General features: G+C 73.1%; 21 protein-coding genes. 11 read left to right on the top strand and 10 right to left on the bottom strand.

The annotated features are described in order from the left end of the window. The first annotated feature begins 119 nt into the window (after positions 1-119). On the top strand, positions 120-1,607 hold the full coding sequence (locus AB9M23_RS17515) for an FAD-binding oxidoreductase (protein WP_372425867.1): 1,488 nt from the start codon (positions 120-122) through the stop codon (positions 1,605-1,607). A gap of 15 nt (positions 1,608-1,622) precedes the next feature. Here the strand turns inward: AB9M23_RS17515 and AB9M23_RS17510 are convergent, their stop codons facing one another. The 7 genes from AB9M23_RS17510 to AB9M23_RS17480 form a co-directional block, all read right to left on the bottom strand. Then, positions 1,623-2,081, bottom strand: coding sequence for a hypothetical protein (locus AB9M23_RS17510; RefSeq protein ID WP_372425866.1), 459 nt, complete (start codon positions 2,079-2,081; stop codon positions 1,623-1,625). Positions 2,082-2,130: 49 nt separating this feature from the next. After that, a complete protein-coding gene (locus AB9M23_RS17505; protein WP_372425865.1) occupies positions 2,131-3,111 on the bottom strand; it encodes a hypothetical protein in 981 nt (326 codons plus the stop codon). A 152-nt stretch (positions 3,112-3,263) separates the two neighbouring features. Next, the gene (locus AB9M23_RS17500; RefSeq protein WP_372425864.1) at positions 3,264-5,525 is read right to left on the bottom strand and encodes an ATP-binding cassette domain-containing protein; all 2,262 of its coding nucleotides are present in this window, start codon (positions 5,523-5,525) and stop codon (positions 3,264-3,266) included. Beyond that, positions 5,522-7,663 (bottom strand): cysteine peptidase family C39 domain-containing protein, encoded by a 2,142-nt coding sequence (locus AB9M23_RS17495; RefSeq protein ID WP_372425863.1) that lies wholly within the window; start codon positions 7,661-7,663, stop codon positions 5,522-5,524. The genes AB9M23_RS17500 and AB9M23_RS17495 overlap by 4 nt, the downstream gene beginning before the upstream one ends. Further along, positions 7,660-8,949 carry an NHLP bacteriocin system secretion protein gene (locus tag AB9M23_RS17490; protein ID WP_372425862.1) on the bottom strand — a complete coding sequence of 430 codons (1,290 nt, stop codon included), beginning with the start codon at positions 8,947-8,949 and terminating at the stop codon, positions 7,660-7,662. Before AB9M23_RS17490 ends, AB9M23_RS17495 begins: the two co-directional genes overlap by 4 nt. 140 nt (positions 8,950-9,089) lie before the next feature. Next, on the bottom strand, positions 9,090-9,845 hold the full coding sequence (gene hutC / locus AB9M23_RS17485; protein WP_372425861.1) for a histidine utilization transcriptional repressor HutC: 756 nt from the start codon (positions 9,843-9,845) through the stop codon (positions 9,090-9,092). Between the two features lie 3 nt (positions 9,846-9,848). Further along, on the bottom strand, positions 9,849-11,213 hold the full coding sequence (locus tag AB9M23_RS17480; protein WP_372425860.1) for a formimidoylglutamate deiminase: 1,365 nt from the start codon (positions 11,211-11,213) through the stop codon (positions 9,849-9,851). 192 nt (positions 11,214-11,405) lie between these two features. Here AB9M23_RS17480 and AB9M23_RS17475 point away from each other — a divergent pair, with 192 nt between their 5' ends. The 4 genes from AB9M23_RS17475 (at position 11,406) to AB9M23_RS17460 (ending at position 16,447) form a co-directional block, all read left to right on the top strand. Further along, positions 11,406-12,509, top strand: a complete 1,104-nt coding sequence (locus tag AB9M23_RS17475; protein ID WP_372425859.1) for a TRAP transporter substrate-binding protein — start codon at positions 11,406-11,408, stop codon at positions 12,507-12,509. A gap of 75 nt (positions 12,510-12,584) precedes the next feature. Further along, entirely contained in the window at positions 12,585-13,151 is a 567-nt protein-coding gene (locus AB9M23_RS17470) for a TRAP transporter small permease subunit (RefSeq protein ID WP_372425858.1), read from the top strand. A gap of 23 nt (positions 13,152-13,174) precedes the next feature. Then, positions 13,175-14,710, top strand: a complete 1,536-nt coding sequence (locus AB9M23_RS17465; protein ID WP_372425868.1) for a TRAP transporter large permease — start codon at positions 13,175-13,177, stop codon at positions 14,708-14,710. A gap of 147 nt (positions 14,711-14,857) precedes the next feature. Further along, positions 14,858-16,447 (top strand): MBL fold metallo-hydrolase RNA specificity domain-containing protein, encoded by a 1,590-nt coding sequence (locus AB9M23_RS17460; RefSeq protein ID WP_372425857.1) that lies wholly within the window; start codon positions 14,858-14,860, stop codon positions 16,445-16,447. A gap of 52 nt (positions 16,448-16,499) precedes the next feature. Here the strand turns inward: AB9M23_RS17460 and AB9M23_RS17455 are convergent, their stop codons facing one another. Continuing rightward, positions 16,500-16,655: a hypothetical protein gene (locus tag AB9M23_RS17455; RefSeq protein WP_372425856.1), complete on the bottom strand. Its 156-nt coding sequence runs from the start codon at positions 16,653-16,655 to the stop codon at positions 16,500-16,502. A 173-nt stretch (positions 16,656-16,828) separates the two neighbouring features. Between AB9M23_RS17455 and AB9M23_RS17450 the strand changes: the two genes are divergently transcribed. The 4 genes from AB9M23_RS17450 (at position 16,829) to AB9M23_RS17435 (ending at position 21,632) form a co-directional block, all read left to right on the top strand. Beyond that, positions 16,829-17,440, top strand: coding sequence for a hypothetical protein (locus AB9M23_RS17450; RefSeq protein WP_372425855.1), 612 nt, complete (start codon positions 16,829-16,831; stop codon positions 17,438-17,440). Beyond that, on the top strand, positions 17,437-18,729 hold the full coding sequence (locus AB9M23_RS17445) for an AAA family ATPase (protein WP_372425854.1): 1,293 nt from the start codon (positions 17,437-17,439) through the stop codon (positions 18,727-18,729). Before AB9M23_RS17450 ends, AB9M23_RS17445 begins: the two co-directional genes overlap by 4 nt. Positions 18,730-19,215: 486 nt before the next feature. Next, a complete protein-coding gene (locus AB9M23_RS17440; RefSeq protein WP_372425853.1) occupies positions 19,216-19,713 on the top strand; it encodes a hypothetical protein in 498 nt (165 codons plus the stop codon). Further along, on the top strand, positions 19,710-21,632 hold the full coding sequence (locus tag AB9M23_RS17435; protein ID WP_372425852.1) for a phage terminase large subunit family protein: 1,923 nt from the start codon (positions 19,710-19,712) through the stop codon (positions 21,630-21,632). Before AB9M23_RS17440 ends, AB9M23_RS17435 begins: the two co-directional genes overlap by 4 nt. Before the next feature lie 21 nt (positions 21,633-21,653). Here AB9M23_RS17435 and AB9M23_RS17430 read toward each other — a convergent pair whose 3' ends face one another. Next, on the bottom strand, positions 21,654-21,959 hold the full coding sequence (locus AB9M23_RS17430; protein ID WP_372425851.1) for a hypothetical protein: 306 nt from the start codon (positions 21,957-21,959) through the stop codon (positions 21,654-21,656). 29 nt (positions 21,960-21,988) lie between these two features. Beyond that, entirely contained in the window at positions 21,989-22,186 is a 198-nt protein-coding gene (locus AB9M23_RS17425; RefSeq protein WP_372425850.1) for a YodC family protein, read from the bottom strand. Positions 22,187-22,500: 314 nt separating this feature from the next. Here AB9M23_RS17425 and AB9M23_RS17420 point away from each other — a divergent pair, with 314 nt between their 5' ends. Both AB9M23_RS17420 and AB9M23_RS17415 read left to right on the top strand, forming a co-directional pair. Next, the gene (locus tag AB9M23_RS17420) at positions 22,501-22,968 is read left to right on the top strand and encodes a hypothetical protein (protein ID WP_372425849.1); all 468 of its coding nucleotides are present in this window, start codon (positions 22,501-22,503) and stop codon (positions 22,966-22,968) included. Between the two features lie 163 nt (positions 22,969-23,131). Beyond that, positions 23,132-23,737: a hypothetical protein gene (locus tag AB9M23_RS17415; protein ID WP_372425848.1), complete on the top strand. Its 606-nt coding sequence runs from the start codon at positions 23,132-23,134 to the stop codon at positions 23,735-23,737. Positions 23,738-23,983 lie beyond the last annotated feature (246 nt).

Genomic DNA, 23,983 nt, shown 5'->3' with positions numbered 1-23,983 from the left:
TCCGGGAGGCTCCACGCCGCTCACTCACACGGAAACCGGGCGCGGGGCAAGCGCGGCCGCTGGCGCCACCCGCGCTGCTCTGGCAGGCTGCGGGCGACGTGGCGGGCGGAGACGGGCGGATGGACGGCGACCTCGCGAGCTTCCTGGCGGCGGCGCGGGACCTGTGCGGTGCCGATCGCGTCCGCGGCGGCGAGGCGATCGCGGCCTCCTCGCAGCGCGCGACCTTTCCGTGGGCGGCCCGCGCGCGCGCGATCCTGCACGCCCCGGACACCGCGGTCGTCCCCGAGTTGCTCGCCGCGGCGACACGATCGCGCGTCCCGCTCCATCCGGTGAGTCGCGGGCGCTCCTGGGGGCTCGGCTCGCGGCTGCCGCCGCGGGACGCCGTCGTTCTCGACCTCGGGGACTGCGATCGCATCCTCGACCTCGACATGCGCCGTGGCACCGCACGGATCGAGCCCGGAGTGACCTTCGCGGCGCTGCAGGCGCGGCTGAAGCGCGAGGGCCTCGCCTTCCACGTCCCCAGTTTCGGTGGGCCGCCTGACGCGAGCGTGCTCGCCAACGCGCTGGAGCGCGGCGAGGGGGCGGGTGCGCAGGGGGATCGCTTCGGCGCACTCTGGGACCTCGACGTCGCGCTGGCGACGGGCGAGCGTATCGCCACCGGCGGCGATCGGCACGGTGACGCCGCGGCGATCCACGCCCGTCCGGCGGGTCCGCTGCTCGAGGGCCTCTTCTCGCAATCGGGCTTCGGCGTGGTGCTGTCGGGCCGCATCGCGCTCCAGCCGACGCTGCCCTGGGCCGCGAGCCTCGTCGCCGAGATCGGGCCGGCGGACGCGCTCGGACCCGCGCTCGCCACGCTCTGCCGCCTGATCGACGCGGGCCTCGTCGCACCGAGCGCGGCGGCCCTGTGGAACGGCGCCAAGCGCCGCGCCTCGCTGCCCGGTCGCCACGGTGCCGACGCCGCCGCGATCGCCCCCGACGACTGGGCGCTCTCGCTGATCCTGAGCGCGCCCCATCCCGAGCTGATGCGGCTCGCGCTCGCGCTCGTCGAGGGCGAACTCACGCCGGTGACGCGCGCGCGCAGCATGCAGTCGGACCGCGACGCGGCCGGCCGCCGGCTGGAGACGCCGCTCACCGGCTTCTCGGACGGGCGCAACGTGATCTCGGCCTATGCCGGCATGGCGAGCCCGCCCGATCTCCCGGGCGATCCGGACGCGGACGGCTGCGGCTTCCTCTGGCTGTGCCCGGTCGTGCCCCTCGACGGGCCGGCGGTCGCGACGCTCGAGGCGGACGTCGCGACGCTCGCCGCCGATCCCGCGCTCGCGCCGGCGATCGGCTTCCAGGCGGTGTCGGCGCGGGCGCTTCACGCCTACGTCTCCCTCGCCTGGGACCGCGACCGCCCCGGTGCCGACGACGCGGCGATGGCCGCGCACGATGCACTCCTCGCGCGCTTCCTCGAGCACGGCTTCCCGCCCTACCGCCTGGCGCTGCCCACCGGCGCTGCGCTCTCGGCGGCGCGAGGCGATACGCCCGCCGTGATCGCGCGCCTGCGAGCGGCGCTCGATCCGGCGGGCGTCCTGTCGCCCGGGAAGGTCCCGGGGATCGGCTGAACGCCCTCGGGGTCGTCAGTTCGTAGACGCGCTCGAAAGCCGCGCGGTGGCGGCGGCGGAGACATACGCGCTGGCGAGCGCCGCGTGCGGGGCGAGCCCGCCCTTCAGCGCGTCCGCGAAGGCCTGCTCGGCGGCGGCGAGCGCCTCGTCGGCGCCGGGCACGCCGGCGGTCGCCGCGCGCTTGATGCCCATCACGGCCGCGAAGGCGAGGCCGACGTCCCGCGTCTCGTCCAGCGTGCGGGAGAACACGTCGAGCATCAGCACGAGTTCGGCCTCGCCGATGGCGGAGGCGAGCGCGGTGCCCGTGTCCTCGCCGAGCGCGATGCGGGCCGACGCGCTCTCCTCGGCCTTCACGCCGAGGAGGGCGGCCTGGCCGTCGTCCCAACCGGAGACCATCGCGCCGGAGGCGGCGAGGCCCACCAGGGTGTCCTTGACTTTCGCCATCGTCGCGATGGCGGCATTACGATCGGTCATCATTCACTCCAGGTACGCATGAGCAACGGGCTGCGCGGGTCGGCGCGGCTCACCAATGGTGGAAGAAGTGCTTCACGGCGTGGCCGACCTTGTGGGCCTCGTGGGAGATGGCGTGGCCGATGTGCTGCGCCTCGTGGCCGATCGCGTGGCCGATGTGGTGCGCCTCGTGGGAAATGGCGTGCCCGATGTGGCTCGCCTCGTGGGCGATCGCCGGGCCGACGTGGTGGCTCATGAAGCTCCAGGCGTGCTCGAAGGGCCGGGTGTCGATGGAGGCGTGGAAGTCGAAGTGGATGCCGAGCCCGAGCGCGACGTCGCCGCCCAGCCCGAAATTCAGGTGGTGGTGGGCGTAGCCGGCATGCGCCTCGCCGCCGATGCCCACCTCGCCGACGTCGCCGCCGGCCTGACCGCCGGCCGAGCCGACGCCCTTGATCCCGGCCTCGCCGCCCGCATGGCCCTCGGCGCCCGCGCCCGCCATCGCCCCGTACTCGCCGCCCGCGCCGTAGGCGCCGTGGCCGTGCTGGACCGAGGCGTCGCCTTCGGCATGAGCGCCCGCCGTGGCGGAGCCGCCGGCGCTGTCGCCGACATGGGTGCCGTTCGCGTCGCCGATCGTGGAATGGACCTCGCCCGACGCGCCGACCGTGGCACCTGCGCTGACGCCGGCCGAGGTCTCGTTGTGATCGGAATGAACCGAGCCGGACGCGCCCGCGGCCGCCGAGACCGTGCCCTCGGCGCTCGCGTTGCCGATCGGCGAGTTCACGTGCGCCTCGCCGTGGGCGCTCGCCTCGACGCCCGCCGCGCCCGACGCGCCATTGTGGTCGACGTGGCCGGACACGCCGTCGCCGACATGGACCGAGCCGGAGGCGCCCGCCGTGTCGTTGCCGACGGAGCCCGAGGCCCCGGCATGGACGCCGGCGTCGGGATCGGTCCAGCCGCCGTCGCCGTCGGAGAACACCTTCACGCCACCCGCGACGCCCTTCAGGTCGTCGAGGCTGACCGCGCCGTCCAGATTGTCCAGTGAGATCTTGTTCATTCCGCTGCCCCTCTGTGCCAGGTCGAGCATGCGGAAAGCCTAGGAATTCCGACTTACCCCGAGATTAAGCCGGCGGGTCGTCTTGTCGAAAGTTCCCGCCGACCCTCGATATACTCGGGCTTTGAGAGAGCATGCTTAACGGAGAACCAAGCTCACCCCTCCAGCATCGCCCGCAGGCGCTGCTGGTCGGCGTGGACCCGGTTCCGGGGTACGCCCGCCTCCGCGGCGATCAACCGGGCGAACAGGCCGCCGGCACGCGCGAGGCCGGCCCAGTCCCCGCTCTCGACGATGCGCCCCTCGTCCATGACGAGGATGCGCCGGAACCGCCGCAGCGTGTCGAGACGGTGGGCGATGGCGATCACGCTCGCGCCCATGGCGTCGACGGCGGCGGCGACGTGCGCCTGCACGGCGGGATCGAGCGCGCTCGTCGCCTCGTCGAGGACGAGGAGGCGCGGGCGCCCGACGAAGGCACGGGCGAGGAGGATGCGTTGCACCTGCCCGCCGGAGAAGGCCGCGCCGGCGTCGCCGATCGGCGTGGCGAGGCCGAGCGGCAGCGCGGCGAGCGTCTCCCCGAGGCCCGCCTGCTCCAGCGCCCCCGCCGCGTCCCGCGGCGAGACGTCGAGGCCGGCGGCGACGTTGTCGAGGAGCGTGCCGGGGAAGAGCCTGCCGCTCTGGCCGACGATGCCGATCGTGCGGCGCAGCGCCTGCGCGTCGAGGCTCGCGAGATCGACGCCGTCGTAGAGCACGGCGCCCGCTTCGATCGGGATCAGGCCGAGCATCGCCTTCACCAGCGTCGACTTGCCGGAGCCGGACGGGCCGACGATGCCGACGTGCTCGCCCGGCGCGATCTCGAAGGAGACGTCCTCCAGCACGAGCGGCGCCGCGGGCGCGGGGCGTGCCGCGAGACCGCGTACCTCGATGCGCCCGCTCGGCTCGGGGAGAACCGCGCCCGCGCGCCGCGGCGGGGGCACCGCCTCCAGGAGCGGCGCGATCATCCGGCGCTGGAGCCCCAGCATAGTCGCCTCGCCGAAGGACCCGATCACCGCCGAGCCCGCCCCCGCGACGGCGCCCGCGGCGACGACGAAGGCGGCCGTCGTCGCCCCGTCGGCGAGGGCGCCGGCGATCGCGAGCGCGACGATGGCAGCGAGCACGATCGCGCCCTCGAAGGCGCTCTCGAGCGCGGTCGAGCCGACGCCGACCCGGTCGGCGCGCAGGAAGCGGTGGCGGAGCGACAGGAACCCGTCGGTCCAGCGCGCGAACACGCGCCCCTCGGCCGCGCCGGCGCGGACCGTGTCGACCTGGGCGAGCGCCTCGTAGGCGGTCGCCATCCAGCTCTGCGGGGCGACGAGCCCGTGCATGAGCGCCCGCGCGCGCCGGCGCGCGAGCCAGGCGCCGAGCGCGAGCCCGGCGGCGAAGACCAGCGCGACGAGCCCCGCGCCCGCTGGCGTCGCCTTCGCCAGGACGACGAGACTCGGCGTCGCGACCAGGATCGCGCTCGCCAGCGCGAGCACGAGACCCCAGACCCCACGGTGGAAGCTCTCCAGCGAGCGCGTCGAGAGCGCCGCGATCGGCGCCGGCGGGCGCGGGCGCCCGGCGAAAGCGTCCGCATCGGCGACGCGGGTGGCGCGGTCGATCGCTGCGATGCGCAGCATCAGCCCGACGCGCCCGTCGATGCGCAGCTTCGCGATCGCCGCGGCATAGCGCGTGCCGAGGCTCGCGACGAAGACGACCACCAGGAAGAGCCCGATCTGCGCGAGCAGCCCGTGCTCGCGCTCGGGAACCACGACCTCGATCAGCGGCCCCGTCACCAACGGCAGGAGCGCGGCGACCGCGCCGGCGGCGAGCGTCGCGCCGGCGAAGCCGAGGAGATCGCCGCGGGCCTGGGGAAGCCCGAAGCGCAGGAGGTCACGCACCCGAAGGCGCGCGTCCGGCAGCGCGGGGGTGAGGACGAAGGCCTCGCTCTCGTAGGCCGCGAGCGCCTGCGGGTTACAGGGGCGCGGGCGAAACCGGCTCTGCGCGTCCGCCAGCGTCGTGCGCCCTCCCCTGCGCTGGATGAGCGCCGGGGTGCCCTCGCCCACGCCCGCGCCTTCCCGCGGGAGCGCGAGGAGCGGCGCCACCGCCTCGCCCGCCGCGGCGTCCGCCAGCGGGACGGGACGCGCGACGAGTCCGCAGGTCGCGGCGATGCGGGCGATCGCCTCGCGGGGCACCTCGCCGGGGGCGGGCTTCGCGTGCGGCGGCAAGGTCACGCCGACGGCGCGGGCGGCGGCGGCGAGTGCCTCGCCGAGCGCGTCCGGGACGGTGGAGAGACGCACGGCGCCGGAGCCGAGCAGGGCCTCGATGCGGCCGGCGCTCGACGCGACGGCGTCGCCCGCCTCGTCGTCTGCCGGCACGCGGGCGGCGGAGAGAGCGGTCATGCGCTGGCCCTCGTCGGTTCGGGTGCGGCCGCGGCGGGGACGGCGGCCCGCTCGAAGACCTCGGAGAGGCCGCCGCGCCCGTCGAGCGCGATCACGCGGTCGCAGCGGGCGCGGGTGCCGGGGCGGTGGGTGACGCACAGGACGCAGGCGCCGGTCTCGCGCAGCGCGTCGAGCACCTCGCCTTCGCGAACCGGGTCGAGCGCGCTCGTGGTCTCGTCGAGAACGAGGATCTCGGGGCGTCGCACCAGGGCGCGTGCCAGCGCGAGGCGCTGCACCTCTCCCCCGCTGAGCGGCGGCGCCTCGGCGAAGAGCGGCGCCCGCAGGCCGCCCGCGCGGGCGATCAGCCGATCGACGCCGGCGATCTCGAGCGCGCGCACGATCGCCTCGTCCGCGATCGCGGGATCGAAGAGCGCGACGTTCTCGGCCAGCGTGCCCGTGAAGACGGCGCTCGTCTGGGGCACGTAGGCGAGACGCCGGCGCAGGTCCGCGCGGGGCACGTCCGCGAGGGGCACGCCCGCGATCAGCACGCGTCCCGCATGCGGTGCGACGAGCCCGGCTGCGATGCGCGCGAGCGTCGACTTGCCGGAGCCGGACGGACCGGTGAGCGCGACGAGGGTGCCCGGCGCGATGTCGAAGCGAATGCCCGCGAAGACGGGAGCGTGCGCGCCGTAGGCGAAGCCGACCCCCTCCAACGCCAGCGCGGGCGCTCCGGAGACGATCGCCGGGCGCGCCGGCGCGTCGGCCGCCATCAGCGGATCCGCGGGATGGCGTTCCAGATCCTCCAGCCGCACGAGGGCACCGGCGGCCTCCTGCAGGTCGCACAGGTCCCTGGCGAGGCCGGCGAGCGGCGCGGCGACGAGGCCCGCCAGCACCTGCAGCGCGAGGAGCGCGCCCAGCGTCATGTCGCCGGCCATCACCCGGTCCGCCCCGAGAACGAGGACGACGATCGCGAGGAGGAGCGGCGTCGCGGCCGGTCCGAGCGCGGCGATCGCCCGGACACGGCCGAGCCGCTGCTCGGCGTCGAGCGCCTCCTCCTCCGCCGCCATCCAGCGCCGCGCGAACAGCGCCTCGCGACCGGTCAGGCGGAAGGCCTCGAAGGCGGCGAACCCGCTCGCTCCGATGCCGCCGGCACGGGCGTCGAGCACGTGCTGCGCCCGGTTCGCCTCGGCGATGCGCTGGGCGAGCGTGGTGAGTACGGCGAGGCACGCCGCCGCGACACCGGCGACGACGAGGCCGACGACGACGTCGTGGAGCGCCACCAGGGCGAGGAGCCCAAGGAGCGTGAGGACGTTGGGCACCAGGCTCGCGAGCGGCCCCGCCACGGTGCCGCCGATCTCCGAGCCGATCCGCAGCCGGGCGACCAGCTCGCCCGCGTTGCGCTGGCCGAAGAAGGCGAGCGGCAGGGTCAGCATGCGCCGGAAGCCCTGCGCCGCCACCACCGTGCCGATCTTGGCCTTCAGGTTCGCCACGCTCCAGGCGCGCAGCGCGCCGAGGCCGGCCTGCGCCAGCGCGGCGACGAGGAGCGCGGCGAGCACGGCGGCCGTCCAGGCGACCCTCCCCTCCCCCACCACGTGATCGGTGAAGACCTGGATCGCGCCCGCGAGCGCGATCGCAGGCACGAGTCCGAGCAGGCCGCAGGCGAGCACGATCCACAGCCCGTCCCCCGAGCCGCGGGCGTGGCCGGCGAGCGTCGCGAGCAGCGAGGGCCGCGCGCCGCCCGTCTCGAAGCGTTCGCCCGGCGCGAGCGCGAGGACGAGCCCCGTGAAGGAGCGGTCCATCTCCGCGCGATCGACGACGCGACGCCCCAGCGCCGGGTCGAGCAGGACGTAGCCCGCGCGGGTCACCCGCTCGAGGACGACGAAATGGTTGAAGCGCCAGTGCAGGATCGCGGGCAGCGGCAGCTCGGCGAGCGTCTCCGGCTCGCGGGCGAGCGGCTTGACGTCGAGCCCGTAGACGCCGGCCGCGGCGACGAGCGCCGTGACGTCGACGCCGTCGCGGGACGTGCCGCAGGCCTCGCGCGCCTCCTCGAGGCCGACCACGCGCCCGTGCGCCTCCAGCACCATGGCGAGGCAGGCGGCCCCGCATTCGGCGGCCTCCATCTGGAGGATCGGGCGCATCCGGCTCGCGAGACGGCTCACGACGGCGCCCCCGACCAGGCGTCAGGCTTCATGCCGAGGAGCTTCTTCACCGCCGGGAGCGCCAGGGCGAGGAGCGGCGTGCGCTCGACGGTGACGTCGGCGGAGAGCGGCGTGCCCGGCCCGAGCGGCGCGGGGTCGACCCCCGCCGACGTCCAGGCATAGCCCCCGTCCGGCCGCGTCTCCAGCGCCACCGTGACCGCGAAGGGCGGGCCGGCGGCCCCGGCGGCAGCCGCGAGATCGGCGTCGCCGAGGAGCCGCTCCAGCGTCTCGCGCGCCACCGGCGTCTCGGAGACGCGGACGACCCGCGCGACGAGCCGGTCGCGGCTCGCCTCCGGCAGGGAGGACGGCGCGATCAGCGTGCGGTCGCCCGGCGCGAGCCGCTTGCCGTCGGCCATCGCGACGAAGACGAGCGCCTCCAGCGGCGCGTCGGCGGCGGCGGCGTCCAGGATCTCGACGAGGCGCGCGCCGGGAGAGACGAGCGCCCCGGGCGCGGCGTCGAGCGCCGACACACGGCCGAAGACGGGCGCGACGAGCGTCGCGTAGCGGTCGCGCTCGGCCTCGCGGGCGGCGAGATCGTCGCGGGCGCGCTCCACGGCGAGGCGATCGGCGAGCGCGTCCCGGGCCCGGCGCGACTGCGCCTCCTCGCGCTCCGTGTCGAGGGCGGTACGCGCCGCGCGGGCGTCGAGCAGCGCCTCCGCCGCCTCCTCCCGCGCGATGCGCGCCTCGATCAGCGACTGCCGGGTAGCGAAGCCCCGGCCCTCGAGCGCCGCGAGATCCTCGACGCGCGTCGTCAGCCAGGCGAGCTTCTCCTCGAGGCCGGCGATGCGCTCCTGCGCGCTCTCGGCACGACGCACCTGCGCGCGCGCCTCGGCCTCGTCGTCGAGGGCGCGCAGGCGCGCGTTCTCCCGCTCCTGGCGCTCGGCCTCGCCGAGGGCGCGGCGCGCGCTCTCGATGGCGATCTCCCGGTCGGGCATGGCGAGCGTCGCGAGCGGATCGCCCACGGCCACCGTGTCGCCGACGCCGACGTGGATGCGTGCGACGTAGCCGGCGGCGGGCGCCAGCACGGGCGAGACGAGGGCGCCCGTGGCGTCGACGAGGACGCCGTGACCCTTCACGCGGATCGGCACCTCCACGTGCGCACTCGCCACGACCCCGCCGACGAGGAGCACCGCGAGGCCGGCCGCCCCGAGGCGGACCACCGATCCCGTCACGCGCATCGTGCGCGGCAGGGCGTCGAGGCGATCCGCGGCGGCGACGGCCTGCGGCCGGAAGAAGCTCTTGGGCATGACGGCTCCCACGGGTGCGGAGCCGCATCCTTTCCCATCCCCGCTGACGGGCGGGTTAAGCGCGATCGCCGCCGCCGCCGCCGGATGCACACATGGTGAACGCGCGACGAACGGCGCCGGACGCCGGACGCCGCGGGCGCTCAACCGCTGCGCGGGCCGCTCGGCCCGAAGCGCGCCACGACCCGCTGGCGGGAGCCGAGGTGCCAGGTCCGCACGCTCGTGAGCGTGCGCCCGGCACGCCAGGTGCGTCGCTCGACCACGAGGAGCGCCTCGCCCTCGGGGACGTCGAGGCGCGCGGCGAGGCGCGCGTCGGCGGCCTCCGCATAGACGACGTTCTGCGCCTCCTGCCAGGGCACGCGCTGGAGCAGCCAGGTGCCCGGCGGCTCGCGGGCGAAATCCGCCGCCTCCGCCTCGGGAACCGCGTCGAGCGGGATGAGGCGCTCCTCGTAGGCGATCGGCACGCCGTCCGCGAAGTGCCGGGCGGCGAGCCGCAGCACGCGGGCGGCGGCGGGGAGCGCGAGATCCGCCCGCTCCGCCGCGGTCGCGCGCCCGACGACGCGCTCCATCAGCTCGAGCCCGTAGGCCTCGCCGCCGGCACGCACCTGCGCCGCGATGTCGGGGATCTCGAGCGCGCCCGAGCGCAGCGGCGTGCGGCGCACGAAGCTGCCGGCCCGGCGCCGGCGCTCGATGAAGCCCGCCTCGACGAGCGCCGCGAGCGCGCCGTTCACGGTCATGCGGGCGCAGCCGTACTGGACCGTCAGCTCCCGCTCGGTCGGCAGGCGATACCCCGGCGGCCATTCCCCCGAGAGGATCCGACGCTCGATGTCGGCGCGGATTCGCGCCTTGAGCGAGGCCGGCGAGGGCGAAGGGGTCGAAGGGGTCGACGGCGCGTCCACGCGTCAGGCCAGGGCGGCGAGGCGGGCGACGCGCGCGGCGTAGCGCGAAGCGACCCGCGCGCGGGCGCCGTGGCGTCCGTTCTCGACGACGCGCTCGCCGCCGACGAGCACGTCGCGCACGGCCGCGCGGCCCAGGCAGAACACCGCGGTGTCGAGCGTGCGGTCGCCCACGGGGCCGCCGAGGTCGGGATGGTCGAGGTCGAGCGTCACGACGTCCGCCCGCAGCCCCGGCGCCAGCGCACCGACGGGCAGCCCGAGCGCCTGCGCGCCGCCGGCGAGCGCGCCCTCCCACAGCCGCCGCCCGGTCGAGCGGCCGGCCTCCCCGGCGAGCACGTTGCGCGCCCTCCTCGTGAGACGCTGGCCGTACTCGAGCTGGCGCAGCTCGCCGAAGGCGGAGATCTCGACGTTCGAATCCGTGCCGACCCCGAAGCGCCCGCCCGCGCCGAGCACCTCGGCGGCGGGAAAGACGCCGTCCCCGAGATTGGCCTCGGTGATCGGGCACAGGCCCGCCACCGCGCCGCAGGCCGCGAGCCGCGCCTGCTCGGCGGCGTCGAGATGGGTCGCGTGGATCAGGCACCAGCGCGCGTCGACGGGGGCGTTGTCGAGGAGCCAGGCGAGCGGGCGCGCGCCCGACCAGGCGAGGCAGTCCTCGACCTCCTTCACCTGCTCGGCGACATGGATGTGGACCGGCCCCTCCGGGTTGGCGGAAAGCAGCGCCGCGAGGCTCTCGGGCGTGGTCGCGCGCAGCGAATGGGGCGCGATGCCGAGCCGCGCGTTCGGCAGGGCCGCGAGCGCGGGGCGCACGCCCTCGACGATGCGCATCAGCCCCTCGACGTCGTCGACGAAGCGGCGCTGCCCGTGCTCCGGCGGCGCCGCGCCGAAGCCGCCCTGGGCGTAGTGCACCGGCAGGAGCGTGAGCCCGATCCCCACCTCGGCCGCGGCGGCCACGACGCGCTGCGCGAGCTCGGAGCGCTCCGCGTACGGCCGCCCCTGCGGATCGTGGTGGAGATAGTGGAACTCCGCGACCGCCGTGAAGCCGCTCTCCAGCATCTCGAGGAAGGCGAAGGCCGCGATCGCCTCGACGTCGTCCGGGTCGAGGCCGCCGAGGAAGGCGTACATCACCTTCCGCCAGGTCCAGAAGCTGTCGTCCGTCGGCCCGCGCGTCTCCGACAGCCCCGCCATCGCGCGCTGGAAGGTATGCGAATGCAGGTTCGGCATGCCCGGCAGCGCGACGCCCCGGACGCGCTCGCGCCCGCCCGAATCGGCGCCGGGCGCGACGGCGCGGATCGTGCCGCCCTCGACGTCGACACCGACGTCGCGCGCCCATCCATCGGGCGTGAGGGCGTAGTCGAAGACGAGCGCACGCATGGATCGGTTCTCCCTGTCGCGCGCCGCCGGCCCGCTGGACAGGCGCGAACGGCGCTGCTTATGTATAGACATTACGGGCCTGCGGGTCGAGCGCGACGGGCAGCCGCGCGCGCGCCGCGAGACGCGAAGACTGCCGGGACACGGCAGCGGGAACGACGCCGATCAGCCGACGAGACAACGGGAGACGGAACGATGAAGAGACGCGATTTCCTCAGGAACGCCGGCCTCGCGGCCGCCGCGGGCACGGCCGCCGCCGGCCTCGCCGCCCCAGCGATCGCCCAGGGCGTGCGCCAGTGGAACATGGTCACGGCCTGGCCGAAGAACCTGCCCGGCCCCGGCGTCGCCGCGCAGATGCTGGCGGACCGCATCGAGGCGCTCTCGGGCGGGCGCATCGCGGTGCGGCTCTACGCGGCGGGCGAACTCGTGCCGGGCCGCGGCGTGTTCGACGCGGTCTCCGAGGGCACGGCGCAGCTCTACCACGCGGTGCCGGCCTACTGGGGCTCGAAGTCCCGCGGCATCGAGCTGTTCGGCTCCCAGCCCTTCGGTCTGACGGCGGACGAGCAGATCGGCTGGATGGTCCACGGTGGTGGCCAGGCGCTCTATGACGAGATGTACGCCCGCTTCGGCCTGAAGCCCTTCCTGTGCGGCAATTCCGGGCCGCAATTCGCGGGCTGGTTCCGCAGCGAGATCAACTCGGTCGACGACCTCCGTGGCCTGCGCTACCGCACCACCGGCATCGCCTCGGCGATGGCGTCGCGCATCGGCATGGCGGTGCAGGCGATGAGCGGGCCGGAGATGTTCCAGGCGATGCAGGCCGGCACGCTCGACGCCGGCGAGTTCATCGGCCCCTGGTCCGATTCCGCGCTGGGCATGTACCAGGTCGCCAAGAACTACTACTGGCCCGGCGTCGGCGAGCCCTCCTCCGCGGAGGAATGCGGCATCAACGCCGCCGCCTACGAGGAGCTGCCGGACGACCTGAAGCAGGCCGTCGCCTACGCCTGCGAGTCGCTCTACAACCCTGTGCTGACCGAGTACACGACCAAGCACGCCATGGCTCTGAAGGAGCTCGTCGAGACGCAGGACGTCGTCGTGCGCCAACTGCCGCAGGACGTGATGGTCGCCATGGGCAACGCCGCCGGCGAGGTGATCTCGGAGCTGCGCGAGGACGACGACGAGCTCGTGCGCCGCATCGTCGAGAGCTTCCTCGGCTACCGGAACCTGATGGCCGAGTACAAGACCTACTCCGACAACGGGCAGATGAACGCCCGCGCGCTGGAGTACTCCTATCCGAGCTGACGGCCCATCCGCGCCGCCTCCCCGTCGCCGGCGCGGGAGGTGGCGCCCCCTGCCCTTCTCGCCCCGGAGCGCTCGATGAGCCACGTCGCGCCGCGCCGCTCTCGTCTCGCCGCGCTCGTCCACGGCCTCGAGCGGATCAATGCCGCGCTCGGCCGGGCGGTCGGCATGCTCGTCCTGGCGATGGTGCTCCTGCAGTTCACCGTCGTCCTGCTGCGCTACCTGTTCGGCTTCAGCCACATGATGCTGCAGGAAGGCGTGCTCTACATGCACGCGGTCCTGTTCATGCTCGCCGCCGGCTACACGCTGCTGATCGACGGCCACGTCCGGGTCGACGTGTTCTACGGCCGCCTCCGCCCCCGCGGGAAGGCGTGGGTGGATCTTCTCGGCGGCCTCGTCCTGCTGATGCCCCCGCTCGTCGTGCTGGCCTACTATTCGTGGCCCAGCGTGCGCAACTCCTGGGCGGTTCTCGAAGGGGCGATCTCGGTCGGCGGCATTCCGGCCTCCTTCCTGCTGAAGACGCTGGTGCCCGCCTTCTGCGTCGTCGTCGGCCTCCAGGGCGTGGCGATGATCCTGCGCGCCGGCCATCTCGCGCTCACCGGCACCCCCCTGCCCGACCGCAGTGCCGCCGGAGCAGCCCGGTGATCGCGGACAACCTCGACCTCGTCATGTTCGCCGCCCTGTGCGGCGCGATCCTGATCGGCTTCCCGGTGGCCTTCACGCTGGCCGGGGTCGCGATCCTGTTCGCCTATCTCGGCCATGCGCTCGGCGCCTTCGACCTCGGGCTGCTGCGGGCGCTCGCCCAGCGCATCTTCGGGATCATCACCAACCAGACCCTCATCGCCATCCCGCTGTTCGTCGCGATGGGCGTGATCCTGGAGAAGTCGAAGCTCGCGGAGGACCTGCTCGTCGAGATGGGCCGGCTGTTCGGGGGCCTGCGCGGCGGGCTCGGCGTCTCCGTGATGGCGGTGGGGGCGCTCCTCGCGGCCTCGACCGGCATCGTCGGCGCGACCGTCGTCGCCATGGCGATGATCGCGCTTCCGGCGATGCTCGCCAACGGCTACGACCGCGCCTTCTCGGCCGGCACCGTCTGCACCGCCGGCACGCTCGGGCAGATCATCCCGCCCTCGACGATGCTGATCATCCTCTCGGAGGTGATGTCGTCGGCCTACCAGCAGGCGCAGTTCCGGATGGGCAAGTTCTCGGTCGAGACGATCAGCGTCGGCGAGACCTTCGCCGCCGCGCTCCTGCCGGGGCTGATGCTGTTCGTCCTCTATCTCGGCTACATCCTCCTGCGCGCGCAGTTCCAGCCGCGGATCGCCCCGGCCATGCCGCGCGCCACCGACCAGCCCTTCGATCTCGCGCGCTTCGCCACCGTGCTGCTGATGCCGATCGCACTCATCGTCGCCGTGCTCGGCTCGATCCTCGGCGGCGTCGCGACGCCGACGGAGGCCGCCGCGGTCGGCGCGGTGGGCGCGCTGCTGCTCGCCGCCATCCGCCTCTCGAAGCCCGGCGAGCGCGCGCCCTACCACGCGGCGATCGCCGCGATCGTCGCCATCGTGGTGCTCGCCTCGACGACGACGATCCGCCCCCAGCGCTCCGACGCGACCGCCCTCGATCTCGCGCTCGCCGGCGTCGCCGTCGTCCTGTGTCTCGTCGCGCTCGGCGGGATCGCGTCGGCGGTACGCCGCCTCGCCCGTGCCGGCGTGACGCGCGACATCGCCATGGGCGCGACCTCCGTCACGGCGATGATCTTCGCCACCCTCGTCGGCGCGACGATCTTCACCCTCGTCTTCCGCGGCCTCGGCGGGGACCTGCGCGTCGAGGGGCTGCTCGAGGCGATGCCCGGGGGGCCGACCGCCGCGCTGCTGTTCACGATGGCCGTGATCTTCCTGCTCGGCTTCTTCCTCGACTTCGTCGAGATTTCGGTGATCATCCTGCCGATCGTGGCGCCGGCGCTCCTGGTGATGGGCTTCGACCCGATCTGGCTCTCGGTCCTGATCGCCATCAACCTGCAGACCTCGTTCCTCACCCCGCCGTTCGGCTTCTCGCTGTTCTACCTGCGCGGGGCGGCGCCGCCCGAGATCCGGACGGGCGACATCTATCGCGGCGTCGCGCCCTACATCGGCCTCCAGGCACTGGGCGTCGCCCTCGTCTGGCTGTTCCCACAGGTCGCGACGACGCTGCCCGACCTGCTGTTCTGAGCGCGCCGGCGACGCGCGCAGGCATCACGCGCCCCGCATTCGGGCGAGAGCGTCACGCGATCGGTCCGGCGGGCGACGCCGGGCGCCCACACTTGACCGGCGTCGAATCCCGGCCGTCAATGTCGACGAACGTCACGGGAGCCCACCTTGCCCATCAGCGTCACCTTCCACGGCGCCGCCGGCGCCGTGACCGGCTCCTGCTTCCGGCTCGAGACGAGCCGCGCGCGCATCCTCGTCGATTGCGGGCTCTTCCAGGGCTCGAAGACGGAGAAGGAGCTGAACTACCGCGACTTCCCGTTCGAGCCGGCGCGGATCGACGCGCTCGTGCTCACGCACGCCCACATCGACCATTCGGGCCTCGTGCCCAAGCTCGTGAAGGCGGGGTTCTCCGGCCGCGTCCACGCGACGGAGGAGACGGCGGACCTCGCCTCGATCATGCTGCCGGATTCGGGCGCGATCCAGGAATCGGAGGTCGCCCGTCTCAACCGCCGCAACGCGCAGCGCGGACGCCCCGCGGTGACGCCGATCTACACGGCCGACGATGCCGCGCGTGCGCTCGCCCAGTTCACCGCGCAGGATTACGGCGATCTCGTCGAGATCGCACCGGGCATCCACCTGCGGTTCTGGAACGCGGGGCACCTCCTCGGCTCGGCGTCCGCTGAGATCCTGGTCGAGGACGGCGACGAGCGCCTCGCGCTCCTGTTCTCGGGAGACATCGGCCCGGACGACAAGCTCCTCCAGGCCGACCCGGACGGGCCGCGGGGGCTCGACTACGTCGTCTGCGAATCGACCTACGGCGACACGTCTCGTCCGCCGCTCGACCCCGCGCGACGCCGCGCCCGGCTCGTGGACGAGGTGCGCGAGGCGGTTCGCCCCGCCGGAGTGCTCCTGATCCCCTCCTTCGCCGTCGAGCGCACGCAGGAACTCCTCGTCGATCTCGTCGCCGCCATGGACGAGGGCGCGATCCCGCGCGCGCCGATCTTCATCGATTCCCCGCTCGCGACTCGCGCCAGCGCCGTGTTCGGCCGCCATGCGCAATCCATGCCCGAAGGCGCGGCGCTGGTCCGGGCGCTCGGGGCGCCGATGGTGCGCTTCACGCCGGGCGTGGAGGAGAGCAAGGCCATCGCCCGTATCGGCAGCTTCCACATCGTGCTCGCCGGCAGCGGCATGTGCGATGCCGGCCGCATCCGGCATCACCTGAAGGCGCGGCTGTGGCGCGACGACACGACCGTGCTGCTCCCGGGCTTCCAGGCGCAGGGCACGCTCGGGCGCATCCTCGCCGACGGGGCGACGCGGGTGCGGATCATGGGCGAGGAGGTGCGCGTGCGGGCGCGCATCCGCACGCTCGACGTCTATTCCGGCCACGCCGATGCCGACGGCCTCGCCGCCTGGCTCGCGGCGCGCGCGCCGATCCGCGAGGGTCTGTTCCTCGTGCACGGCGAGGAGGCCGCGCTCGCGGCACTCGCCCAGCGGGCGCGGACGCTCCTGCCGGGCACGCCGGTGCACGTGCCCGCGCTCGACGAGGATTTCGTGCTCACGCTGGAGGGCGCGGTCTCACGCCAGGAGGCGCCCGCGCCGCGCCTGCCGCGCGAGCGGCTCGGCCGCCTCGACTGGCACAACGATCTCGCACGATTGACCCTCGACATCTCGGCCGCGATGGAGGCGCGGGCGGACGAGCGCTCCCGGGCGGCACTCGTCCGGCGGCTGCGTCGCGCGCTGGAGGAGGATGGCGGCTGACCGGAGGCGCGACGCGGCGGCGGCGGCGGCGGCCTCGCCCTCGTGCGCCGCCTCACGTCCGCAGCACCACGCGCCCCTCGATCTCGCCGCGCTCCACCGCCGTGACGCCCGCGCCCACCGCGGCGACGACCCCCACACCCTCGTGGCCGGGGCCGGCCGCTCGGGCGTCGCCCCTCGCCGCCGAGCCGTGCGCTCGTGCCGCGGGCACGCCCGCGCGTCAGCCGAAACGCGGCGACGACGTCGCAGAGAACGTCGGTCCATCGGGCTTGGGGAAGAGATTGGCTGGGGGACCTGGATTCGAACCAGGACTAGCGGAGTCAGAGGCCCCTTTGAAGCCTTGATCTAATTGCGTTTTTTCGCCAACTCAGGGGAAAAACGGCCGTGAGTTTTCAAGGGGTTACGAGTGGTTTTCCAACCGCGCGACCCGGCCTCGCGACGCTTGTCCAGGAGGCGCGCGCCGAGCTGATCATGCGCGAAAGCGCGCATCTCTATGGCGCACGCTACGCGCGAGCGCACGGCCTCGACTGGCAGGCGATCGGGAATGAGGCCGGCATGCTCGCCGTGCTCCCGGCGCGCTACTACCCCCCGGGCCGGTTCGATCTCGACGACGACGGCGACCTGAGCGCGATCGTCGAGACCTTCGATCGTGACGGCGCGACCGTCTGCGATCTCGTCGCATGGCGGGTCGCCGATCCCGGCCGCCCCGCGTCCATGTTCGGCCGCGCTGCGCTTCTCGGCGCCTGGCACGCCTTCAACCCCGCGACCTACTACCGAGGCGGCCGGCTGACGATCTTCGCCTCGCCGCTCGCGTGGCTGCGCGCCGGCGGGCGCGGCGTCGCAATCATCCACCCCGAGGCGGCCGCCCGCACCTTGCTGGAGGCCCCCGGCGGATTCCTCGCGGACGAACCCCTTGCGACCGATCTCGCGCGCCTCATCGCCAGCGCAGCGCGCGAGGAACGGGACTGGCAACCCGAACAGAGGCATGCGTCATGAGCGACGACGATCTCTCGCGCGATCCCTCGGCAACCGAACCCGAGTGGGCGCGCCGCGCGCCCGACGCAATCGACGCATCGGCCGCCGAGGACGATGCGGAGGCGAGCCCGCGGCGGCTCCGGCTCGTCGTAGGCGGGCGCGCCGAGGGTGACCCGTCCCCCTTCGAGCGGCTGCGCGGACGGGCCCGGCGCGGCGGGAGCGCACCGCGCGCCGAGTTCGATCCGAACCCGCCGCCGTTCAGGCTCGAGCTGTTCCGAGACATCGATCCCGCCCCGCGCAAGGATTGGATGGTCGACGATCTTCTCGGCGCTGGCGAACTTTCGGTGTGGTTCGGCGCGCCGGGATGCGGGAAGTCCGCCGTCATCGGCGACGCGGCGTGCCACGTCGCCGCCGGCCTGGACTGGTTCGGGCGAAGGGTCCGCCGCTGCGGCGTACTCTACATCGCCGCCGAGCGTGCGAGCCTCGTCAAGCGCCGCATGGCCGCTTGGCGCAAGCATCACGGCCTCGACGATCTTCCCCTCGCCGTCGTGTCCGGGATGATCGATCTCGTCTCGGATCATCTCGACGCCGAGCGCATCGCCCTCGCCGCTCGCCAGCTCACCGCCGAGACGGGCATCCCGACCGGCTGGATCATCGTCGACACCAAGGCGCAGGTGATGGGCGGCGGCGACGAGAACTCGCCTCAGGACATGATGGGGCTCGTTCACGCGCTCGCCGCCATCCAGGCCGCGACAGGCGCGCACGTGACCGTCATCGATCACGTCCCGCACTACGACCCGAACCGCATGCGCGGACATGGTGCCTTGCTCGGCGCGGCGGACGCGACGTTCAAGGTTTCGAAGGATGGGGATCTCCGGTTCATCCAGGCGGACAAGTCGAACGACGGGCCGGACAACGTCCGCCTTTCGTTCTCCTTCGAAAGCATAGTCCTCTCGGTCGACGACGAGACCGGGAAGGAGACGACCGCCCCTGTCGTCGTGCCATCCGAGCGCCAGCCGGACACCGGACAGAGACCCGGACATGTCCGGCTGTCCGACTCCGAAGAGATCGCGTTGAGGCATCTCAAGGATGCACTCGCCGAGGCCGGCGAGAAGCCGCCGCCTACCGACCACATCCCGCGTAGCGTGACCGTCGTGAGGGTCGAGACATGGCGAAACCGTTGTTACAAAGGACAGATTTCCGGGAGCGACAAGCCGGAAGCGCGACAGAAGGCATTCAAGCGCGCCGCCGATGCGCTGCAACGCAAGGGTCGCATGGCGACGTGGGGGGAATGGGCATGGATCATCTGATGCGCCGAGCCGGACATGCCGGACATACCCCGGACATGTCCGTTTGTCCGGGTGACCGGACAGGGGGCCATCCTGACCGGACATCCCGGACATGTCCGGCGGGGGTTTCCCCCTTTAGGGGGAACCCCGCCATGTCCGGGCTGTCCGGGAGGCCGGACAGCCTCGACGCCCTCGCCCTTCGGGTGGAGAGGTTGAGCCCGTCGCACCGCGACCCCGAGCGGTTCTTCGAAGAGCGTTCCGAGATCGCCGAGGCCCTGCGCCGCGCCGCGGCGGCACAGCCGGGCTCGCCTCTGGCCTCGGCAGGCGAGGCGCCGCGCCCGCCTCGCGGGTCCCTCCCCCGGCGAGGCCACACGGGCGCGCTGCTCGCGAGATCTGGTTAGGCGGAGTGGATTTAATCGCTAAAGTACCCGCTTTAGATGGGCTCAACCAATGCAGCAAACGCATAGTCTCTTTGGAGAATCCGGTAATCAGAACGGCGCAGAGACCTTGTCCAAGAAAGGTTTCGCCGAGCTGATCGGCGTCTCTCAGGGCCGCGTTTCTCAGATGGTCAAGGCGGGCCTCCCCGTTCTTCCGAACGGGCGCATCAACGTCGCCGCCGGGCGCGCCTGGTGCGAGGAAAACACCGATCCGAACCGCCGCCGGGCGAACCTCGCCGGCGCGCCCGGACAGCCGGACATGTCCGGCCTTGTCCGGCTCCCCGCGGGCTCCGCTCGAGCGGCGCGCGACGCCGCCGAGGCGGACATCGCCCGCATGAAGGCCGAGCGGATGCGGGGCCGGCTCCTGGACCGTCGCACGACGCTGCGGACCGTCGAGAGCTACGCCCGCGCCGAGCGCGATTCCTGGCTCGGCTTCGTGCACCGCGTCGCCCCGCTCCTCGCCGCCGAGACCGGCGCCGAGATCTCGGCGGTCGCGGCGATCCTCGATCGCGAGATCCGCGACCACCTCGCGAACCTCGCCGCCAACCCGGTGGAGCTGCCGTCGTGACCGCGCGCCCTGCCCTCGCCGAGGCCGTCGCCGCCGGCGCGGACGACTCGTTCGGTCTCGCCGCCGAGACCGCGCAGCTCGTCGCCGCGGCGTGGCGCCGGGGCCTCACGCCCGAACGCCAGCTCACCGTCTCGGAATGGGCGGACGCGAACCGGCTGATGCCCTCGACGACCGCCGAGCCCGGCCCGTGGCGGACCGGGCGCGTCCCCTACCTGCGCGAGATCATGGACGCCCTGTCGACGTCGTCACCCGTCGACGAGGTGGTGTTCATGAAGGGAACGCAGGTCGGCGGCACCGAGTGCGCCCTCAACGCGGTCGGGTATTGGGTCGACCACTCGCCGGGCGTGATCCTGCTCGTCTGGCCATCGCTCGACATGGTGCGCAAGAACAGCCGCATCCGCATCGATCCGTTGCTCGAGGGCACGCCGGCGATCCGCAAGAAGATCGTCCCCGCCCGCGCGAAGGATCCGGGGAACACCGTCTCGCAGAAGGATTTCGACGGCGGGTCGCTCGTCATGACCGGCGCGAACTCGGCGACGGGCCTCCGGTCGCTCCCCGCGCGCTTCCTCGTCTGCGACGAGGTGGACGCCTTCCCGGCCGATGCGGACGGCGAGGGCGACCCCGTGACGCTCGCGAAGAAGCGCACCTCGACGTTCCGCGGCCGGCGCAAGGTCCTCCTGATCTCGACGCCGACCGAGAAGGGCGCCTCGCGCATCGAAGACGCCTACGACGCGAGCGACCGCCGGCGCTACTTCGTCCCGTGCCCCCACTGCGGCGAGATGCAGCCCCTCACCTGGGATGGCCTGCGCTGGCCGGAGGGCGAGCCCTCACGGGCGTTCTACGTCTGCCAGGCGTCCGCGTGCGGCGGGATCATGGAGGAGGGCCACAAGCCCGCCATGCTCGCCGGCGGCGAGTGGCGCGCGCTCGCGCCGGGCCGCGGAAAGGCGGCGGGTTTCCACCTCTCGGCGCTCTACTCGCCTTTCGAGAGCTGGGGCGAGTGCGTCAAGCAGCACCTCGAGGCGGGAAACGACGGCTTCAAGCGCAAGGTGTTCACCAACACCGTGCTCGCCGAGACTTACGAGGATCGCGCCGACGAGCCGCTCGAGGCCGCGGCCTTCATCGACCGCCTGGAGGACTTCGGCGAGCGCCTTCCCGAAGGTGTCGCGGTGCTCGTCGCGGGCGTCGACGTCCAGGGCGACCGACTCGCCCTCGAAATCGTCGGATGGGGGCGCGGCGAGGAGTCGTGGTCGGTGGAGTACACCGAGCTGTGGGGCGACCCGGCGCGGCCGGACGTCTGGCGGGATCTCGACCACGAGCTCGCGCGCACCTTCGATCATCCGCGCTACGGGCCGATGCCGATTCGCGCCGCGTGCGTCGACAGCGGCGGGCACCACACGCAGACCGTCTATGCCTTCAGCCGCGAGCGCCTGGAGCGCTCCGTATGGGCGATCAAGGGCCGCGGCGGGCCGGGCGTGCCCGTGTGGCCTACGCGGCCTCCCAAGCGCCGCGACGGCAAGTTCCGGCCGTTCATCATCGGCGTCGATGCGGCCAAGGAACTGATCATCGGCCGCTTGCGCCTCGAGGTGCCGGGCGCCGGCTTCTCGCACTTCCCAGCGGGTCGCGACCTGGAGTTCTTCCGCATGCTCACCGCCGAGAAGGTGACGAAGCGCTACCATCGCGGCTCGCCGATCCGGGAGTGGACGAAGGAGAAGAGCGCGCGCAACGAGGCGCTCGACTGCCGCGTCTACGCCTATGCGGCCCTGTGCGGCCTCACGGCCCGCGGCTTCCGCCTCGACGACGAGGCGCGCCGGATCGCCGGCATGCCGCTGCGCGAGCCCGCGGGGACATCGGCGCCGATCGCGGCGCCCGCGCGGCCGCGGGTGTCGCGATCGGCGTTCATGCAGCGCGGGCGGCGATGAGGGCGAGCCGTCGTTTCGGCTCTACAGCGGCTTGACGCGGGGCGGCAGCGGCTTGACGCGCGACGGGAGCTGCTTGAGACGGGTGCGCCGCGGCTCCGGAGGCTTCCGCCGGTCCAGCGCTTCGCGGCCGGCGGGGGTGATTCGGAGCTTGCGCCCGAGCGACAGCGGCCCGGTCACGTCCTCCGCCCATCCCTTGGCGATGATGCTCGCGCGCGTCCGCTCGCCGGCGCCGACGAGCCGTGCGGCGTCTTCCACGCCGCCCATGCCGTCCGCGAGGATGCGGAGCGCCTTGCGCTCCCATGCGGTGGGAATGCTCGCGTCGCTCATCGCTCCCCCAATCGTAGCCCGCGCGCTCCTCACGCTGATCGCCGGCGCCCCGCCACGGCCCCGATCGCACGCCTCTGGTAGGGCGTTAAAGTCTCCGGCACGAACTCGGCGTGGTTCCGCTTCATTCCTTCGAACCAGACGCACACGATCTTGGCGCCGACACTCTCAACGGTCATTCCAGGACCACCGGATTTCAGCTGAACTCTGTCTCCCACAGCGAACGTCATAACTTTTCTCCCCTGCAATGCCTTAGGCGTCGCTCAACGCTCGCCCTTTAAGCCCGCCTCGACAAGCCGGCGGATCGCTTCCGAGCGTGAGGGCGTGTCGGGCTGCGCAGCTGCCCATGCATCGACGCGCGCAGTGAGATCGGGCGATGCCCGGAAGCTCACCAGCGGATCACGTCCCGTGGCGGGACGCCCTCGTTTTTTTGGTCCGACCTGAATTGACTTCGACATAAATTGGTCGTACCACAATTGCGCGCCGGCGGGAAGTTCCAGCTTCCCACCGGCGCTGACCACAACCGATCGCATGGAGATCGTTCATGGCTTCCCAGACCGCTATCACAGCGGAGACCAACGCGCACGCGTGGCTCCGCGACTTCCTCGCCGGCCGCTCGCTTTACGAGGTCGAGCGCGTGAAGGAGTTCGCCGAGCGCGAGTTCCCGCGCCCGCTCGCCGAGACGACCCCGCTCGAGCGGATGACGGCTTTCGTCCGCAAGCTCGAATCGGCATCGCTGGCGCTCGAGGCGCAAGCCGCAGTCGTCAACGCGCTCCTCGAGGAAGCGCTCTCCAGCGAGGACTGGCAGGCCTTCACGATTCGCGACGCCCTCCCGGACGTCGTCGAGGGCGTCAACGTCCATGTGCTTGTGCCGAGCCTGGAGGACGCGCTCCGTTACGCCGTCCAGCACATGAACGAACTCGCCGCGGCGATGCAGAGCGGCTTCGACGACCATTTCGACGGCGAGCCGCCGCAGCCGCGGGCGGCCTCGACCGAGCCGCGGTCCGGCTGACGCCAGCGTGCCCCCGAAGTGAAGCGGAAGAGCGGCGGAAGCGTGACGTCTGGCGGTAAGCTGCCGACGCGACACAAAAAGATTGACTTCGTCGCTGACAATATGTCACCTTCCGCTTGACTCAACGCGCCGGCTCGCCCGGCCTCACAGCGGAGCCCCGATCATGGCGATCTCGCGAGCCGACTTCTTCGCCCTCACCGGCCTGAACACCGACACGCACACGGCCCTCAAGCGCCGCGGCCTCATCCCCGTCGAGAACCAGGCGGATCGTACCTACACTGCGTTCGAGGCGCTCGCCTTCAACCTGTCCGACCGGCTCGCCGCCGGGCCGGACGGGCACAACATGGGCCGCGGGATGGCGTGCGGCATCGTGCGGGACTGCGCGAAGCTGCTCATCGAGCGCGCCGACGATATCGATGCTACGGCGGCCCCCTTCATCGGGGGCGCCGCGCTGGAGGGTGGCGCCGAGAAGATCCTCGCGGGGCGGCTGATCCTCGGCGGGATGAAGGGTCATCGGCCGTTCGTCGGAACGCCTGCCGAGCTGGCCACCGAGTTCGCGTGCGAGTGGATCGTCGACGTCATGCTGACCGACGTGACCACGGCGCGCCTGGTGCTCCAGCGGCGGGCGGAGGGCGCGGGGGTAGATCTCGCGAGCCTGTGGCCCAATGCGGCGTCGGTGCCGAGCTTCGAAGAGATCGCCGCCGAGCGCCGGAAGTCCTGGGCCGAGGCGATGGAACGGGTGAACGCGCGCCGCCGCGGCGACGCGTGACCCCACACGCGCCGCCGGCGACGCGCCCGGCGGACTGCGGATGGAAGCGCGTTTTCGAGAAAGGCAGACGATCATGAAGACGAATTTCAAGTACTTGCGCGATGCGAGTCGCTTTTGCCACTTCTCGCGCGAAGTGCTCGGCGTTCAGCTGCCGAAGCTTTCCAAGTAAGAGCTGATGCGCCCCGGGCCCGACGATGACGACGATTATCGCGAGGGCCCGAACCCGCCGGCGCCTCCGATGCCCGA

Origin of the sequence: Salinarimonas chemoclinalis (genome assembly GCF_041514305.1) — a bacterium.
Classification (GTDB): domain Bacteria; phylum Pseudomonadota; class Alphaproteobacteria; order Rhizobiales; family Beijerinckiaceae; genus Salinarimonas; species Salinarimonas chemoclinalis.
The sequence above is the reverse complement of the archived record's forward strand: the minus strand, read 5'-3'. Positions and strand labels throughout refer to the sequence as shown.